16 protein-coding genes are annotated in these 13,410 nt (G+C 69.8%); 8 read left to right on the plus strand and 8 right to left on the minus strand.

Translation table 11 applies throughout. The annotated features are described in order from the left end of the window. Positions 1 to 2: 2 nt before the first annotated feature. Both ACXIZN_RS13670 and ACXIZN_RS13675 read right to left on the minus strand, forming a co-directional pair. On the minus strand, positions 3 to 638 hold the full coding sequence (locus ACXIZN_RS13670; RefSeq protein WP_457954763.1) for a CDP-alcohol phosphatidyltransferase family protein: 636 nt from the start codon (positions 636 to 638) through the stop codon (positions 3 to 5). Positions 639 to 675: 37 nt separating this feature from the next. Continuing rightward, a complete protein-coding gene (locus ACXIZN_RS13675; protein ID WP_457954765.1) occupies positions 676 to 909 on the minus strand; it encodes a hypothetical protein in 234 nt (77 codons plus the stop codon). A 308-nt stretch (positions 910 to 1,217) separates the two neighbouring features. Here ACXIZN_RS13675 and ACXIZN_RS13680 point away from each other — a divergent pair, with 308 nt between their 5' ends. Beyond that, positions 1,218 to 1,736: a hypothetical protein gene (locus ACXIZN_RS13680; RefSeq protein WP_457954767.1), complete on the plus strand. Its 519-nt coding sequence runs from the start codon at positions 1,218 to 1,220 to the stop codon at positions 1,734 to 1,736. Between the two features lie 32 nt (positions 1,737 to 1,768). After that, the gene (locus tag ACXIZN_RS13685; protein ID WP_457954769.1) at positions 1,769 to 2,149 is read left to right on the plus strand and encodes a hypothetical protein; all 381 of its coding nucleotides are present in this window, start codon (positions 1,769 to 1,771) and stop codon (positions 2,147 to 2,149) included. A gap of 15 nt (positions 2,150 to 2,164) precedes the next feature. Here ACXIZN_RS13685 and ACXIZN_RS13690 read toward each other — a convergent pair whose 3' ends face one another. Next, positions 2,165 to 2,572 (minus strand): hypothetical protein, encoded by a 408-nt coding sequence (locus ACXIZN_RS13690; protein WP_457954770.1) that lies wholly within the window; start codon positions 2,570 to 2,572, stop codon positions 2,165 to 2,167. Positions 2,573 to 2,709: 137 nt separating this feature from the next. Here ACXIZN_RS13690 and ACXIZN_RS13695 point away from each other — a divergent pair, with 137 nt between their 5' ends. The 4 genes from ACXIZN_RS13695 to ACXIZN_RS13710 are packed head-to-tail and all read left to right on the plus strand — an operon-like array spanning position 2,710 to position 6,474. Next, positions 2,710 to 3,678, plus strand: a complete 969-nt coding sequence (locus tag ACXIZN_RS13695; RefSeq protein ID WP_457954771.1) for an adenylate cyclase — start codon at positions 2,710 to 2,712, stop codon at positions 3,676 to 3,678. Positions 3,679 to 3,680: 2 nt separating this feature from the next. Then, positions 3,681 to 4,655 carry a hypothetical protein gene (locus ACXIZN_RS13700; protein ID WP_457954772.1) on the plus strand — a complete coding sequence of 325 codons (975 nt, stop codon included), beginning with the start codon at positions 3,681 to 3,683 and terminating at the stop codon, positions 4,653 to 4,655. Next, positions 4,652 to 5,845 carry an adenylosuccinate synthetase gene (locus tag ACXIZN_RS13705; protein ID WP_457954774.1) on the plus strand — a complete coding sequence of 398 codons (1,194 nt, stop codon included), beginning with the start codon at positions 4,652 to 4,654 and terminating at the stop codon, positions 5,843 to 5,845. The genes ACXIZN_RS13700 and ACXIZN_RS13705 overlap by 4 nt, the downstream gene beginning before the upstream one ends. Then, positions 5,842 to 6,474, plus strand: coding sequence for an NUDIX domain-containing protein (locus ACXIZN_RS13710; protein ID WP_457954775.1), 633 nt, complete (start codon positions 5,842 to 5,844; stop codon positions 6,472 to 6,474). Before ACXIZN_RS13705 ends, ACXIZN_RS13710 begins: the two co-directional genes overlap by 4 nt. A 1-nt stretch (position 6,475) precedes the next feature. On the opposite strand, the gene ACXIZN_RS13715 is transcribed toward ACXIZN_RS13710, so the two are convergent. From ACXIZN_RS13715 to ACXIZN_RS13725, 3 genes are all read right to left on the minus strand, one after another. Next, positions 6,476 to 7,234: a D-Ala-D-Ala carboxypeptidase family metallohydrolase gene (locus ACXIZN_RS13715; protein WP_457954776.1), complete on the minus strand. Its 759-nt coding sequence runs from the start codon at positions 7,232 to 7,234 to the stop codon at positions 6,476 to 6,478. Between the two features lie 298 nt (positions 7,235 to 7,532). Then, positions 7,533 to 9,236, minus strand: a complete 1,704-nt coding sequence (locus tag ACXIZN_RS13720; protein ID WP_457954778.1) for an AMP-binding protein — start codon at positions 9,234 to 9,236, stop codon at positions 7,533 to 7,535. 40 nt (positions 9,237 to 9,276) lie between these two features. Further along, on the minus strand, positions 9,277 to 10,119 hold the full coding sequence (locus ACXIZN_RS13725) for a crotonase/enoyl-CoA hydratase family protein (RefSeq protein ID WP_400561287.1): 843 nt from the start codon (positions 10,117 to 10,119) through the stop codon (positions 9,277 to 9,279). Between the two features lie 129 nt (positions 10,120 to 10,248). On the opposite strand from ACXIZN_RS13725, the gene ACXIZN_RS13730 reads away from it, so the two are divergent. Further along, a complete protein-coding gene (locus ACXIZN_RS13730; protein WP_034306424.1) occupies positions 10,249 to 11,136 on the plus strand; it encodes an alpha/beta fold hydrolase in 888 nt (295 codons plus the stop codon). After that, positions 11,126 to 11,680: a GNAT family N-acetyltransferase gene (locus ACXIZN_RS13735; RefSeq protein WP_457954780.1), complete on the plus strand. Its 555-nt coding sequence runs from the start codon at positions 11,126 to 11,128 to the stop codon at positions 11,678 to 11,680. The genes ACXIZN_RS13730 and ACXIZN_RS13735 overlap by 11 nt, the downstream gene beginning before the upstream one ends. On the opposite strand, the gene cobA is transcribed toward ACXIZN_RS13735, so the two are convergent. Further along, positions 11,668 to 12,885 carry a uroporphyrinogen-III C-methyltransferase gene (cobA, locus tag ACXIZN_RS13740; RefSeq protein WP_457954781.1) on the minus strand — a complete coding sequence of 406 codons (1,218 nt, stop codon included), beginning with the start codon at positions 12,883 to 12,885 and terminating at the stop codon, positions 11,668 to 11,670. The two genes, ACXIZN_RS13735 and cobA, sit on opposite strands and share 13 nt — an antisense overlap. Before the next feature lie 54 nt (positions 12,886 to 12,939). Further along, a complete protein-coding gene (locus ACXIZN_RS13745; RefSeq protein ID WP_457954782.1) occupies positions 12,940 to 13,347 on the minus strand; it encodes an ankyrin repeat domain-containing protein in 408 nt (135 codons plus the stop codon). Between the last annotated feature and the right edge of the window lie 63 nt (positions 13,348 to 13,410).

The raw sequence follows: 13,410 nt of genomic DNA on the forward strand, positions 1-13,410 counted from the left end.
GGTCACGCGCCCGGCGCCTCCCGCAACTCGGCGGGATCGGCCGTTCGCAGCGCCCGTGCCGTCTGCACGACGTACAGCACGCCCGAATAGACGTACAGGACCGCGCCCCACGCCGTGAAGGCGTAGCCGATCGGCCGGGCGATCGCGGCGATGTCGGAGCCGCCCTGGGTGAGCAGCAGGAACGGGAAGGCGTACATCAGCACGAAGGTGGCGCCCTTGCCGATGTAGGTGACCTCCGGCGGGGCGAACCCGCGGTGCCGCAGCAGCAGCACGCAGACGCCGAGGACGGCCTCGCGGACGACCAGCGGGACCACCAGCCACCACGGGACGATGTCGCGGATCAGGAAGGCGATGAGGGTGGCGAGGATGTAGAGCCGGTCGGCGGCGGGGTCGAGCAGCCGGCCGAGCCGCGACATCTGGTTGAGCCAGCGGGCGAGTTTGCCGTCGAGCCAGTCGGTGAGTGCGCTGAACACGAGCAGCGCGAGCGCCCAGCCGTCCTCCTTCGGGCCGAGGAGCAGCCACAGGAAGACCGGTACCCCGGCGAGCCGGAGGATCGAAAGCATGTTGGGGACGTTCAGGGCCTGCCGCAGCAGGGAAGGCTCTTCGCTGGTCACGCTCGGTTCGGGGGGCGTACTCACCCGCCCAGCCTAGCCAGCGGCGGCAGGTACTCCCGCGTCAGCTGGCCCGGGTGTGGGTCCAGCCGCGGCGTTGCAGGTCCGCGCTGGTCAGCGCCACGGGCCTGCCCCGGTGGTCGGTGCCCATCCAGCGGTTGTGGCCGGCGGAGGTTTCGAGGACGTACGGGCGGCCGCCACACCAGACGACGGTGCACGGTGCCGTCGGTGGCAGCTCCGTGCTCGCCGGTGCGGTGGCCTGGGATGACGCGGGGTCGGTCTGTTCGTCGGTCTTCATCGCTCTCACGGTTTCGGTGACGGGGACTGGGACACGCCGGAGCGCTACCTTTGTTTTCGGCAGAACGGGGCCGCGCGTTAACGGCTCCTCGCCGGATTCGTCCGATCGGTTCGCAACGACAGCAGGATGTTGTCGCGCTGTGAACGGCATGTTAATCATCCACAATGGACAGTCGCCGGGCGGTCCTCGCGAAGCGCGGCGGCGGGGGCGCGATAGCCTCCCGCGAATCGAACGTGGCTCAATGCCACGGGATCGGGCCCGGCCGGGTCAGAATGGGCCGGCCACGACCGGCCGACGAAAGGATCGCCTTGCCCGTCTCGACCACCATGGGAACGTGGCGGCGCCTGTTCGCGGCCTGCGCCGTCTGTGCCGTCGTCGGAACGCTCGCCGCCTGTTCGGGCGAAGATCCGCCACCGCCTGTCACCTTGATGTCGGCCTCGCCGCCCTCGCTTCCCACCGCGGTGTCCAGCGTGCCGGTGCCGCCGATCCCGTCACAGACCGCGCCGAGCCGGTCCGCCGCACCGGTTCCCACCTCTCAGCCGAAACCCGCTGAACCGGTTCAGGGTTCGTGCGGAACGGTCACCGCGGCCAGCGGGCTGACCCTGCAGGTGCTCAACGGCCCCGGGGTCTCGTGCGCGGACGCGACCGGGATCGTCGGTTCGTTCCACAAGAGGATCGCCGGACGGCAGTCCGCGGGCTCCGACGAACCGGTCAGCGAGACCGTGGACGGCTGGCTGTGCGTCTCCGGCGCTCCCGCCGCGCAGGGCGGAACCAGTTGCAGCAAGGGCGATCAGAACGTGTTCGCCGCCGTCGTCCCCGTGGAATGAACCGAATGAACCATCCTCGAGAAGAAGGGCCCATGAAGAGCCTCGCCGTGCTCCCCGCCGCGTTCGCCGTCGTCCTGCTGAGCGGCTGCGGCGCGGATCCCGCTCCCGCCGCCGCGCCGTCACCCTCTCCCGCCCCCGCGGCCGATCAGGTCCTGGCCGGCACGCCCTGCGGCGAGGTCACCGGATTCCAGGGCGCGAAGAACAAGGTCGTCGTCCGCGGCAAGGCCGAGTGCGCCGAAGCGACACAGGTGCTCACGGAGTACTTCGCCAAGCTGACGCCGGCCGAGGCGGCGTCACCGCAGGGGCCGGGCCCCGTGGTGGTCGGACCCTGGACCTGCGGGAGCGGGCCGAACGATCCGGTGACGAGCTGCTCGACCGAGGACGAGCGCCAGATCGAAGCCACCCGGAGCTGAGAACGCCCGGCGGCGTCACCGCTCGCGACGCCGCCGGCTCCGATCCATCCGGTACAGGACGCCGAGTCCGATCAGCATGCCCAGCAGGACCAGGCCGCACAGCACGACCATCCACAGGCTCAAGACCCGATTGGATCTCGACGGGTAGGCGAATCCGTCGCCGGCGAAGATCCTGTCGCCCTTCGCGACCCTTTCGCCGTCGATCCTCCCGTGACCGGTGCGTCCGTCGTCGAACCGCCACTCGGCCGTGCAATAGGGAAACCGGCCGCTCATCGGCGGACCGTCCTCGACGCATCCGGAGACGTCGGTGACCGTGACGTCCTCCCCGGCATCCAGTTCGCGGACACGGTCGGCGAGGGCACCCCCGGCCACCCACAACAGGAAAACGAGCGGGATCCCGGCCAGCAGCATCCGGGCGGGCATCCTGGAACTCCGCGGTTCACCCGACAAGAAAGTCCTTTCGTTCGGCCGCTCCAGGCTATTCGCCGAAGTGGCGGCACCGCACGGGATTTGTACCCACCCCCTTGCGGATCCGGGTAAGAGTCGTCTAGACTCAAACTATGCTCACCAGGGAAGACGCCGTGACGATGATCGAGAACACGGTCGACGCGGCCGCTCTGTTCGCACGCCATCGCTACCGCGAACTGGCGGCCGTTCTCCACCCCGACCGCAACCCCGGCGACGAGCGCGCCCACCGCGCCGCCGCCACCCTCAACCGCCTCCACGACGACTGGAAACGCGCCCGGCGCCAGACCGTCACCACGGCGACGTCGGCGTACACCCTCACCGGGCCGCACGCGGTGGGCAGCGTCGCGACGACCTACCGGACCACCGGGCCATATCTGGTGAAACTCGTCCACGACCCGGCGCTCAACCCGCTGATCCACGCGGAATGGGCGGCGCTGCGCACGCTCGACGGCTTCACCGAACGGCACCGGTGGCTGCGCCCCTACTACCCGCGACTGCTGGACACCTCGGGTCCGGTGGCCAGGGGCGACCGCGCGTTCAGCGTCCTCGATCCACTCGTCGACGGTTTCGTCACCCTCGCCGATGTCGGGAAGGCCTTCCCCGGCGGGCTCGACGGCCGCGACTACGCGTGGATGCACCGTCGCCTCCTGCGTGCCGTGGCAGGCGCGCATCGCGCGGGTGTCGTCCACGGCCACCTCACCGCGGACAACGTGCTCGTCCATCCGGAGCGGCACGGCATCGTCGTCGTCGGCTGGTCCTTCGCCGTCGAGGACGGTGTCCTCCCGCTCGCGGCGGACAACTCCGTCGACTACCCGCCGGAAGTCCATAAAGGACTGCCGATGACCACGGCAACCGACGTCCACATGCTCCACCGCATGATGCTGGAACTTCTGGCACCGGACGAAATCCGTCAGCGCGAGTTCGCTACGTGGTGCACACAGGACAACCCGGCACAACGGCCCGACGCCGCCGATCTGCTCGACGAATACGACGCGCTGCTCGACGACCTCTACGGCCCCCGCACCTTCCGACCCTTCACCATCCCCGAGACAGGAGCCTGACCATGGGACACGGACACTGGGACGACAACGCCTACGCCGCCGCGAAGACCTTCCGGAAGGCCAAGGGCGAGGACGACTTCGGCTACACCGCCGATCTCCGCTCCAAGCCCGCGAAAGACTGGAAGGTCGCACCGGCGCTCGACCCGCTGAACGCGGTCCGGGAATGCCGGGATTCGGCCGACCACACCGATTCGACGCCGATCGCGGTGCTGTTCGACGTCACCGGCTCGATGCGCCGGGTGCCGCGGGTCATGCAGGGCAAGCTCGGCAAACTGCACGGCCTGCTGAAGCGCCGGGGCTACCTGGCCGACCCTCAGGTGATGTTCGGCGCGATCGGCGACGCCGACAGCGACCGGGTCCCCTTGCAGGTCGGGCAGTTCGAATCGGACAACCGGATGGACGAGCAGCTGCGCACGATCTTCCTCGAAGGCGGTGGCGGCGGGCAGAAGAGCGAGTCCTACGAACTGGCCGCCTACTTCATGGCCCGGCACGTCGTGACCGACGCGTGGCAGAACCGCGGCCGCAAGGGCTACCTGTTCATCATCGGCGACGAGCTGAACAAGCCGGCGCTGGAGGCGCGCCAGATCCGCCGCGTGATCGGGGACGACGTGCGGGAGGACATCGACCCGGCCTCGGTGTACCGGGAGCTGGCCCGCAAGTGGCACGTCTACTTCGTGCTGCCGAACCAGTCGTCGTACTACAACGACCCGCAGATCGGCGAGCACTGGAGCGATCTGCTGGGCCAGAACTTCCTGAAGCTCGACGATCCCGGCGCGGTGTGCGAACTGATCGCGGCCACCATCGGGCTGGAAGAGCGGGTCGTCGACGTCGACCGGGCGCTCGCCGATCTCGCGGACGTCGGCTCGGTCGCCGAAAGCAAGGCGGTCGGCAAGGCGCTGGCGAAGCTGGGTACCAAATCGGTCGTCACCTCGGCGGTGCCGGAGCCGGGCGGGCCGAGCGACGTGGTGCTGCGATGAATCTCCTGGACGGACACGTGGTGGTGGTCGGGCTCGGCTTCGGCGACGAAGGCAAGGGCGCGGTGGTCGACGCGCTCTGCGCCGCCCGGCCCACCACCGCCGTGGTCCGCTTCAACGGCGGCGCGCAGGCCGCGCACAACGTCGTCGTGGACGGGCGGCACCACACGTTCAGCCAGTTCGGGGCGGGCACGTTCGCCGGCGTGCCCACCCATCTCTCGCGGTTCGTGCTCGTCGAGCCGTTCGCGCTGGCCGCGGAGGCGCGGCGGCTCGAAGCGGTCGGCGTCCGGAATCCGCTCTCGCTGCTGAGCGTGGACGGCCGGGCCCTGCTCACGACCCCGTTCCACATCCACGCCAACCGGGCACGGGAGGAAGCCCGGGGCGTGAACCGGCACGGCTCGTGCGGCAAGGGGATCGGCGAGACCGTCTGGTATTCGCTGCTGCCGGGGGCCGTGCCGGGCGAGGTGGTGGAAAACCAGGAGGTGATCGGGACGCCAGGGGAAGCGCCCACGGTCGCCGACTGCGCCGACCCATCGGTGTTGCGGCGCAAGCTGGACGCGCTCGCGCGGTTCTACGCCCCGCTCGCCACGCCACCGCACGGCGTGGACGAACTGGTGGCGCTGTACCGCGATTTCGCGGACGCGGTGCGGATCACCGACGGGGACGAAACGGGACGGCTGGCGGATTCCGGGCGGCTGGTCTTCGAGGGAGCGCAGGGGGCTCTCCTCGACCAGCACCACGGATTCCACCCGCATACGACCTGGTCCACCACCACACCGCACAACGCCCGCGAACTGCTGGCCGGACGCCCGCACGCCGTCCTGGGTGTCACGCGGACGTACCTCACCCGGCACGGCGCGGGGCCGCTGCCGACCGAGTCCGCCGCCGTGCTCGCCCGCTTTCCGGAGCGGCACAACGAAACCGGCGAGTTCCAAGGCGCGTGGCGGGCCGGTCATCTCGACGCGGCCCTGCTCGACTATGCGATCGCGGCCTGCGACGGCGTGGACGCGCTCGCGGTGACGCACCTCGACGCGACCGGCCTGAAGGTCGTGCCCGGGGACGGCTCCCCCGCCGTCGACCTGCCGGATCCGCTGACGTGGTTCGGCGAGCGGCTTCCGGTGGCCGTCGCCGGGTACGGTCCGGACAGGGCCGGTTACCGGGTCACGGAGGCAAGGTCGACAATCAACGCGTGATCGAGTCGACGCCGGTGTCCGTTGACGTGCTCGTGGTGCGGTTCGCGCCCGGCACCAGGAAAGTGCTGCTGGGAATCGCGCCGCGAGCCGCCGCGCCCTTCGAGGGGGAACTCGCCTTGCCCGGGGTGCTGCTCGGGCTCGGGGAACGGCTTCGTGACGCGGCGAGCCGGGCGGTGGTCGGGAAACTCGGCCTCCCGCCCGACGCCGTCTCGGCCACGGGACAGCTCGCCACCTTCGACGAGCCGAACCGTGATCCCCGCGGTCCCACGCTCTCCATCGCCTTGTGGGCCACGGTGGATCCCGCGCTCGACGAGCCGGGGAACGTGGTGTGGGCGCCGCTGGACGAGGTCCCGCCGCTGGCGTTCGACCACGACCGGATCGTGGCGGACTGCCGTCCGATGCTGGCCGAACGGCTGTGGCGGGACGTCGCCTTCACCGCCGGGCTGCTGGGGCGGATCTTCACGACGGCACAGGCGCTGGACGTCACCGAAGCGCTGACCGGGGACCGCCCCTATCCGGCCAACCTCGGACGGACCATGGAGCGGGTCCCCGGTCTGCGGCGCACCACCGAACACGCGGCCGCCCTCCCCAAGGGAGGACGGCCGCCGTCGTTGTGGCGCTGGGAGTGACTCAGATCCCGCAGGAGGACGCCGACCAGAACCGCGTCGACCGGTGTGCCACGTGGGTGTGATCGTTGTGGCCGGGGTAGCCCGGCCCGAGGATCTCGGCGAACCCGTGGTTACGGGCCTGCTTCGCCAATCCGCAGAAACCCTGTGAGCCCGCCCCGAGGTCGACCGCGTCGCCGTAGAGGTGACGGCTGTTGGTCGCCCCGCCGACGGCGTTGTTGCAGGCGACGCTGCGGAAACCACCGTTGACGTCGATCGGCCGGTCGCCCATGGCGTGCCGCATCGCCTGCAGCTTCCACATCGAGACCAGTGCGTTGGCCTTAGCCGTCGCCGCTGAAACGTTGCCGCCCGACCAGTCGGAGTTGCACCGGTTCAGTTCGGCGTAGGTGAAGTTGATCGGCGTGCAGTCGTCGTCCTGCAACGCGTAGAGCTTCGTGAACGTGGCCGATCCGGCGATGCCGTCCGCGGCCAGCCCGTAGGCCTGCTGGAAGCGGGTGACCGCGGCCTTGGTGCCCGCACCGAACTGGCCGTCGATGGCGAGCACGCCCCCGTAACCGGGGTAGCCGGCGACGCGGATCTGCAGTTGCCGGACGTCCTCGCCGGACGCGCCCTCGGACAACGTGCGTCCCCAGGAGTAACAGGCGTCGGCGACGGAGACTTCGCCCGCCGTCACCGGGCCCGGATCGGCGGCGGCCGGGGTGGCCACCGCGGTACCGAGCCCCGCCACAAGGGCGAGCATCGGCAGGAGGAAACGAATGCGCATGACAGGAACACCTTTCAAGGCAGGGAAGGTGAGACCCGTGACCCCCACGGGTTGTCAACGATTCACTGCCGAGGATGCTAACGCGGTTCCGGTTACCGCGCTGTGGGTCGTTCGACCCACACGCCCCCCCCGGTCCGTCACGCGTGTCCGGAGGCGTAACTCGCGTGTCTGGAGACGTAACTCGCGTGATCAGAGACGTAACTCGCGTGCTTGGAGGCGTAACTCACCGGCTGGGCGAGTTACGCCTTCAAACACGCGAGTTACGGGTTCAAGCACGCGAGTTCGGAGTTCGGGCCGGTCAGCCCTTCAGCTGCGGGAAGTCCTCCTCGCGGAACTCCCCCGCCGGACGGCCGTCGGCCTCGTTCTCGCGGCCCCGAAGTTCGACGCGCCGGATCTTGCCGGAGATCGTCTTCGGCAGTTCGGTGAACTCCAGCCGGCGGATTCGCTTGTACGGAGCCAGATGTTCACGGCAGAAAGCCAAGATGGACACCGCGGTGCCGGCCGTCGGTTCGTGTCCGTTCACCAGGACGACATACGCCTTCGGTACCGCGAGCCGGATCGGGTCGGGCGCGGGGACGACGGCCGCTTCGGCGACCGCTTCGTGTTCGAGCAGGACGCTTTCCAGTTCGAACGGCGAGATCCGGTAGTCCGAGGCCTTGAAGACGTCGTCCGTGCGGCCCACGTAGGTGATGTAGCCGCGTTCGTCGATCGATCCGACGTCACCGGTGTGATAGAAGCCGTTCGCGAAGGCCGCGGCGGAACGTTCCTCGTCGTCGGCGTACCCGGCCATCAGGCCGACCGGTCGCTTTTCGAGGTCGAGACAGATCTCGCCCTCCTGCGCCCGTTCGCCGGTGACGGGGTCCACGAGCGCCACGGTGAAGCCCGGCAACGGGCGGCCCATCGAACCCGGTACGACGTCCTGCCCGGGCGTGTTGGCGATCTGGACACTGCTCTCCGTCTGCCCGAAACCGTCGCGAATCGTGACGCCCCAAGCCTTTTCGACCTGGTCGATCACTTCGGGGTTGAGCGGTTCGCCCGCGCCGACCACCTTGCGCGGCGGCGTCTTCAGCACGGTCAGATCCGCTTGGATGAGCATCCGCCACACCGTCGGCGGGGCGCAGAAACTGGTGATACCGCACCGGTCCATCTGCGCCATCAAGGAGACCGCGTCGAACCGCGCGTAGTTGTACAGGAACACGGTCGCCTCGGCGTTCCACGGCGCGAAGACATTGCTCCACGCGTGTTTCGCCCAGCCGGGCGAGGAGATGTTGAGGTGGACGTCGCCCGGTTCGAGGCCGATCCAGTACATTGTGGACAGATGACCGATCGGGTACGAGACCTGCGTGTGCTGCACCAGTTTCGGCTTCGCGGTGGTCCCCGAGGTGAAGTACAGCAGAAGCGGGTCTTCCGCCGCCGTCAGGCCATCGGGGGTGAAGGTGTCCGGTTCCTCGTAGGCGTCCACAAAGGACCGCCAGCCCTCGACCGGCTCCCCGACGGCGATGCGGGTGTAGTCGCCTTCGACGTTCTCGAACTTGTGCGCGTCGACGGACCGGATCACGACGTGTTTCGCCGCGCCCCGCTCGACCCGGTCGGTGAGATCCGCCGGGCCGAGCAGGGTCGAGGCCGGGATGATGACGGCGCCCAGTTTGATCGCGGCGAGGATCGTCTGCCACAGCTCACCCTGGTTGCCGAGCATCAGGATCAGCCGGTCGCCCCTGGCCACGCCGAGCGAGCGCAGCCAGTTCGCGACCTGATTGGACCGCCGCGCCATCTCCGGATAGGTCCAGCGGTTCTCGATGCCGTCCTCTTCGACGATCCACAGCGCGTACCGGTCCTGGTTGGCCGGGTCGGCCGCGACGACGTCGAACCAGTCCAGCGCCCAGTTGAACTCGGCGGGCCGGGGCCAGGTGAAGTCGCGATAGGCGGTTTCGTAGTCCTCGCGTTGGGCTAACAGGTAGTCCCGTGCCTCGCGGAACGTGCGGTATGCCTCCGAAGCGCTCACGATCGTCCTCCTGGTCCGCTGGTAGGGCCGCCGGTTCTTTCTACTCTCCCTTGAACTCGGGCGCGCGCCGCTCGAGGAACGCCTGCACGGCCTCGCCGAGGTCCTTGCTGGGCAGGAACGCCGCGTTCCACGCCGACACGTAGCGCAGGCCGTCCGCGACCTGGCGTTCGGTGTTGGCCGAGAGCACGTTCTTGGTCCCCTGCACGACCAGGGGCGGGTTCGTGGCGATCTCCGCCGCCAGTTTGCGGGCTTCGGCCAGCAGGGTGTCCTGATCCGCGTGGACGTCGTTGACCAGGCCGATCTTCTCGGCGCGGGCGGCGTCGATGTCCTTGCCGGTGAGGGCCAGTTCGCGCAGGTGTCCCTCGCCGATGATCGGCGCGAGCCGCTGCAGGCTGCCGAGGTCGGCCACGATCGCGACCTTGACCTCGCGGACGCTGAACTTCGCGTCGGCGCTCGCCAGGCGGATGTCCGCGGCCGCGATCACGTCCACGCCACCGCCGATGCACCAGCCGGAAATGGCCGCGATGACCGGTTTGCGGCATTCCGCGATCGAGGACACGCTCGCCTGCAGGGTCTTGACCTCGTCGAGGAACTTCGTCCGCGGGCCCGCGAGGGCGTCGCCGCCGAGCATTTCGCCCCAGCTGGGCATCATGGCCGGCAGATCGAGCCCGTAGGAGAAGTGCTTGCCGCTCCCGGTCAGCACGACCGCCCTGACCTGCGGGTCCGCGTCGAGCGCCCGGAAGACGATCGGCAGCTCACGCCAGAAATCGGGGCCCATCGCGTTGCCCTTGGACGGACCGAGCAGCGTCACTTCGGCGACGTGCCCGTCGATCTCCACCTTGAGCGAAACGAGATCGGGAAGACTGTCAGCTGTAGCGGTCATGAGGTCATCTTGACTCATGTGATTGACAGGCTGCCAACGGCCACTGTGCCTGGCCGCCCCGGAGATGCTTTCCTAATACCGACGAGTACTACCGGTGAGTACCGACGATCGACGAAGGGACGGTGGGACATGAGCCCGGCCAGCAGCGCCACCGCGGTCGCCGACCTGCCCGCTCCGAGCACCGCGCGCGGGCGCGAACGATCTTCCCGGCCGATCGAGCTGTCGGGATCCTTCACCCATGAGGGTCACCGGCTCGCCTACACCGAGTTCGGTTCCGGTGACCGGGTGGTCGTCCTCACCCACGGCATCATGCTGACGAGGCGGATGCACGCCCCGCTCGCCCGCAGGCTGGCGCGCGCCGGTTTCCGCGTGGTGACCCTCGACCTGCTCGGGCACGGCGATTCGGACCGGCCCACCGAATCCTGGCTGTACTCGATGCCCGCGTTCGCCGAGCAGACCGTCGCGCTGCTCGACCACCTGGAGATCGACGCGGCCGTCGTCGGCGGGACGTCTCTCGGCGCCAACGTTGCGCTCGAAGTGGGCGTCGCCGCCCCCGAGCGCGCTCTGGGCCTGGTCGTCGAGATGCCCGTGCTGGACAACGCCATCGTCGCGGGGCTGATCACGTTCGCGCCGCTGCTCATGGCCGCCCGGTTCCTGCCGGTGACCGTGCAGGGCGTGGCGCTGGCGGCGAAACTCGTGCCGCACGGCAACCAGTGGGTCGACGTCGTCACCGACACGCTGTCCCAGGAGCCCGCGCCGATGGCCGCACTCCTGCACGGCGTGCTCTTCGGCCGGATCGCGCCGCCCAAGTCGATCCGGCGCAAGATCGAGACACCGGCGCTGGTCATCGGGCACGAGCGCGATCCGATCCACCCTTTCGGCGACGCCGACACGCTGGCCGCGGACATGCCGGCGGCCGAGTTCGTCCAGGCCCGCAGCCCGGTCGAGCTGCGCTTCGACCCGACCCGCCTGACCGAAGCCATCGCGGACTTCTCCGCGCGTTGCCATGACCGCTGACCCGGCGCCGGTCCGCGACGCGGAGGAACTGCGGACCGGGCGGCTGCTCCTGCGCCGCCCGGCTCCCGAAGACCTCGACGCGATCTTCGCGCTCCACACCGATCCCGAGGCCTGCGCGCACAACCCCTCGGACCTGGTGGAGACGCGGAAAGAGGCGGAGTTGCTCCTGCTCCGCTGGTCACACCAGTGGAACCGATACGGCTTCGGGTACTGGACGGTCCGGCGGCACGACTCGGCGGAACCGCTGGGCTTCTGCGGGGTGAAGATCGTCGGCTTCCGGCGGCGCCCGGTGCTGAATCTCTTCTATCGCTTTTTTCCCTCGTCCTGGGGTGCCGGATACGCCAGTGAGGCCGCCGCCGCGGCGGTGGACTGGGCCCGCGTCCACCGGCCGGACGACCTCGTGATCGCGCGCGTCCGGCCGGAGAACGTCGCGTCACAACGGGTGGCGCTGCGGGCCGGGCTGGTCCGCGCCGGGCACCTCGACACCCCCGGCGACGACGGGACCGACTGGTTCTACGTCTCGGACCCCGGTTACGAGGGCTGAGCCAGCCCCGCCACCGGGCCGAAGACGATCACCGCGGGCGGGCGCACCCCGGCCGCCGTCGCGTCCTCGACCACCTTGTCCAAAGTAGAGCGAAGTACCCGCTGCGTGCGCATGGTGCCGTCCTCGACGATCGCCACCGGCGTGTCGCCGGGCCGCCCCGCCTGGAGCGCCTTGGCGAACAGCGGGAGTCGCTCGACGCCCATCATCAACACGATCGTGCCGCGCATCTTCGCCAGCAGATCCCAGTCCACCAGCGATTTCTCGTCGTCCGGTGCGACGTGCCCGGACACCACGACGACCTCGTGCGCGACGCCGCGATGGGTCACCGGGACATCCGCCGCTGCGGGGACGGAGAACGCGCTCGTGATCCCGGGGACCATCGTCACCGGGATGCCCGCTTCGGCGCAGGCCAGGACTTCTTCGAAGCCCCGGCCGAACAGGTACGGGTCGCCGCCCTTGAGCCGCACGACGAACTTGCCCGCCTTGGCCCGCTCGATCAAGGTGGAGTTGATCACGTCCTGGCTGGCGGCGCGGCCGTACGGAATCTTCGCGGCGTCGACGATCTCGACGTGGGGCGCGAGTTCGTCGAGCAGTTCGCGCGGGGCCAGCCGGTCGGCGACGACGACGTCGGCCCTGGCGAGGAGACGGCGCCCGCGGACGGTGATCAGTTCCGGGTCGCCGGGGCCACCGCCCACGAGGGCGACACCGGGAAGCTCGTCGCCGGCGTCGGGGACACGGCCGTCGGCGACGGTTCCGGCACGAAGGCCGTCGAGGATGCTGTCCCGGACGGTGGCCGACCGCAGCGGTTCGCCACCGGAGAGGACGCCGACCAGCAGCCCGCCGTGCCTGCCCGAGGCCGGGGTGACCGCGCTGCCGAGGTCCCCGTCGTCGGCGCGGACGCAGAACACCCGCGCGCGCTCGGCTTCGGCGCAGACCGCGGCGTTGACCTCGGGATCGTTCGTGCACGCCAGCGCGTACCAGGCGTCGGCGAGGTCGCCCTCGGTGTAGCGGCGCTCGTGCCAGACGATCTCGCCTGCGTCGGCCATGGCGCTCACCGACGGCGTGGTGTGCGGCGAGACCAGTTCGACCCGCGCGCCGGCACCGATCAACCGCGGCAGGCGGCGCTGGGCGACCGTCCCGCCACCGATCATCACGACACGACGGCCGGCCAGGTCGAGGCCGGAGAGGTAATGCGGGTCATCCATGCGGGGCAGTGTAAGGATTCAGAGCCCCGGACCGCGATCCGAGTGAGAACCGCCTCAGCTCTCCAGCAGCGCCAGCAGTTCGGTGTTGCCGAACATCCTGGCCGCGTCGATCGCCGACGGCTCCCCCGCCGTCGCGTCCGCGCCGCCCTTCAGGAGCGCCTTCACGACCTCGGGCTCGTTCTTGAACACCGCGCCGGCCAGCGGGCTCTGTCCCCGATCGTTTTCGCGGTTCGGATCGGCGCCGCGTTCGATCAGCGCGGCGACGGTCTCGGCGTGTCCGTGGTAGGCGGCGAGCATGACCAGCGTGTCACCCCGGTCGTTGGTCAGGTTCGCCGAAATGCCGGCGTCGACGTACGCGGCGATCTCGGCTGTGGCGCCCGAGCGGGCGAAGCCGAACACCTTGGCCCACAACTCCAGCAGTTCGGGATCGAATTCCTCGGCCTGTCCGGGGTTCTCCGTCATGGACTCGATTCTTCCACAGGGCCGCGGGGGGGGGGGGGGGGGGGGCCCCCCCCCCCCCCCGCC

Source organism: Amycolatopsis sp. TRM77291 (assembly GCF_054166285.1).

Coding starts and splice junctions, on each gene's coding strand:
- ACXIZN_RS13675 (WP_457954765.1), bottom strand. CDS start 909: ATGAAGACCGACGAACAGACCGACCCCGCGTCATCCCAGGCCACCGCA.
- ACXIZN_RS13685 (WP_457954769.1), top strand. CDS start 1,769: ATGAAGAGCCTCGCCGTGCTCCCCGCCGCGTTCGCCGTCGTCCTGCTG.
- ACXIZN_RS13690 (WP_457954770.1), bottom strand. CDS start 2,572: ATGCCCGCCCGGATGCTGCTGGCCGGGATCCCGCTCGTTTTCCTGTTG.
- ACXIZN_RS13695 (WP_457954771.1), top strand. CDS start 2,710: ATGCTCACCAGGGAAGACGCCGTGACGATGATCGAGAACACGGTCGAC.
- ACXIZN_RS13700 (WP_457954772.1), top strand. CDS start 3,681: ATGGGACACGGACACTGGGACGACAACGCCTACGCCGCCGCGAAGACC.
- ACXIZN_RS13705 (WP_457954774.1), top strand. CDS start 4,652: ATGAATCTCCTGGACGGACACGTGGTGGTGGTCGGGCTCGGCTTCGGC.
- ACXIZN_RS13715 (WP_457954776.1), bottom strand. CDS start 7,234: ATGCGCATTCGTTTCCTCCTGCCGATGCTCGCCCTTGTGGCGGGGCTC.
- ACXIZN_RS13725 (WP_400561287.1), bottom strand. CDS start 10,119: ATGACCGCTACAGCTGACAGTCTTCCCGATCTCGTTTCGCTCAAGGTG.
- ACXIZN_RS13730 (WP_034306424.1), top strand. CDS start 10,249: ATGAGCCCGGCCAGCAGCGCCACCGCGGTCGCCGACCTGCCCGCTCCG.
- ACXIZN_RS13735 (WP_457954780.1), top strand. CDS start 11,126: ATGACCGCTGACCCGGCGCCGGTCCGCGACGCGGAGGAACTGCGGACC.
- cobA (WP_457954781.1), bottom strand. CDS start 12,885: ATGGATGACCCGCATTACCTCTCCGGCCTCGACCTGGCCGGCCGTCGT.
- ACXIZN_RS13745 (WP_457954782.1), bottom strand. CDS start 13,347: ATGACGGAGAACCCCGGACAGGCCGAGGAATTCGATCCCGAACTGCTG.